2 protein-coding genes are annotated in these 2,545 nt (G+C 30.3%); both read right to left on the bottom strand.

The genetic code is table 11. The annotated features are described in order from the left end of the window. Positions 1 to 226: 226 nt before the first annotated feature. On the bottom strand, positions 227 to 1,042 hold the full coding sequence (locus tag WBN21_RS13220; RefSeq protein ID WP_424201032.1) for a prohibitin family protein: 816 nt from the start codon (positions 1,040 to 1,042) through the stop codon (positions 227 to 229). A gap of 9 nt (positions 1,043 to 1,051) precedes the next feature. Then, positions 1,052 to 2,545 (bottom strand): VWA domain-containing protein (locus WBN21_RS13215; protein WP_424201030.1); only part of this gene is annotated, 1,494 nt, incomplete at its 5' end.

The following is a 2,545-nucleotide window of genomic DNA, read 5'->3' as shown; positions in this document are numbered from 1 at the left end:
ACTCAATACATCTTCACTTCGCTTGAGAGCAAATATGAAAATGATGATGTGTTTGAATAAAAGTCATGTCTTTTTTTTATCTGTACAAATATCTATAATTTATATGAATAAATCCAAATTATAAATACAATTCTTAAAACATTTCAACATTATTAATAATTACCCATCAAAAAATTAATAATTTTTAAAAGATTGTAATAAATGTTGAATTATTTAATTTCTTAATTTAATTATTTCCAAGAATAATTGGCATGCCGCTATCTCCAGAACCAATAACAATCACTTTACTATTTGGTGATTCTGATAGTTTAACAGTAGCTTCAATACCTTTATCCTGAAGAATTTTATCTGTTAAAGATGCACTTAAAATTCTGTTAGATTCCGCTTTTCCTTTCGCTTCAATAATTACTTTTTCAGCTTCTTTTGCTGCTGTAACTAATCTAAATTCATATTCTAACGATTCTTGTTCTTGGCGTAATTTACGCTCAATAGCCTCTTTAATGGTATTTGGTAAAGTTACATCTCTAACTAAAACCTCATTAAGTTGCACATATTGCTTTTCTAAAATCTTTTTAGTTTCTTCAAAAATTTCGTCTTGGATAGCATCACGCTTACTAGAATATAATTGCTCTGGTGTATATCGCCCTACTACACTTCGCGCTGCACTTCTTATGGAAGGCATGATTACACGTTGCAGATAATTTTGACCAAGAGATTGGTGCAGATTTCCTAAATCCTTATAAACAGGCTCATACCACGCAGAAGCATCAATTTGAATTTCAAGTCCGTTTGAAGATAGTACTTTCATTTTTTCAAAAAGTTCTTGTTGACGCACTTCATAAATGTATACTTTATTCCATGGAGCTACAATGTGAAACCCTTCTGCCATAGGTGGCTCATCGGTAACAACACCTTCTCCAAAGGTTTTAAAAAGCACACCAGCTTCACCAGAATCTATGGTTACTGCAGATTTTGCTAATACGATTACTAATAAAATTGCCCCAATTATAAAGGGGAACGCTACTTTTGGTAATTTTTCCATTTTTTTACTTTAAATTAATCCGTTATATTTTCTTAAAAACCATTCTAAACCTAAGCTTAATGCTATTATGGCTAACAGGTATTTCCAATCTATCAAAGGTATGGTATTTTTACTGCTTTTTTGAATAGGAACGAAACGATTATCATTTAATAAATCATTTAACACGTTCTCTGTATTAGCAATAAAATAACTAGAACCCGAACTGTTAGTTGCCAAACGTTGCAACTTTGTTACATCAGCATTTAAAAATTGTTGTTCTACATCATACTCCAAAATTTGAAAACTACCAGATTTGGATATGTTTTCATTCTTAGCCGTTACAGTAAAACTATATTCTGCGGGTGATAAACTACTTAAATCTACTTGATAGTTGTTGTTTTTTAAAATTAAGGGAAACGTATGTCCTTCTTTTGAATTTTTGTCAGTTACTGTAATACTCAAGCTTTCACGCGTATCAAATACATAATTTTTGTCGAAAAACTCCGCTTTAATAATGACATTTCTACTTCCTGAATAGAACGATTCATAATCCAAATTCAGTCTGCTTTTCTGTTTATTTGATGCTAAATATTGAATGAGCTTTCCTAAAAAATCATCAAAAGCGTTAAATGATTTTTCATTTAAATAACTTTGAGCACGCCATTGCCAGATGTTTGCACCAAATAATACAGCCTCTCTCCTGCCGTTGGTTTCAAAAGTAGCCAAAAGTGGTTCATCAATAGTATGGCCGCTTATTCTTTTATTTAAAACGGTTTGAAATGGTATGTTGAATTTTACATCGCCGTAATTAGAAAGCAATGGTGGAAAAGACTCAAAATCGATATCATCGATAATAAATGGTGCATAATTTAAATTAAGATCCGCTTGGTAATTTTCAATTTGACCTGTTATACTCTGAGTATAATTTTCAGAAGCATTATTTAAAAAACTTAAACTTGTTTTTGCACCTATAATTACAAATTTGTTGGAATTTAATAATTCTATTTTATCAAACAAACCTTTAAACTTATTGTCTGGCTGATAAATTATCACTAATTGAAAATCATTTATTTGGTTAATAATTTCTTTTGAACTTAAAAGTGTAACCGAACGTTGCTCGTTACTTTCAATACTTTTTTTAAGCGCTCCTAAATCGGGATGTGAAAAATCACTAACGATAGCAATTTTTGTTTTTTGATTAATGACTTCAACAGCAAAATTCTTTGAATTATTTATTTTGTTTTTTTCGCTTACTAAAGGCTCTAGAATTGCCCTGTAATTACTAACACCTACACTATTTGCTGGCAAAGTAAAATTTACAACTTTAGAATTATCGTTTTTTGAAAATCTTATCGCTTTTGAATATACTGTTGAATTGCCATTTTTGACCACAAAATTTGAGTTTACAATGCCATTGCCGTTATAAACCAAAATAGCTTCAATTGGAAATTTGTTTTTCAAATACGCATATTTGTTGACGTTTAATTGCTGAATTTTTAAATCGGTGTAAGTGATTGTATCTCC

It is taken from the genome of Algibacter sp. (genome assembly GCF_049667265.1).
In the GTDB taxonomy this organism is placed as follows: domain Bacteria; phylum Bacteroidota; class Bacteroidia; order Flavobacteriales; family Flavobacteriaceae; genus Algibacter_B.
The sequence above is the reverse complement of the archived record's forward strand: the minus strand, read 5'-3'. Positions and strand labels throughout refer to the sequence as shown.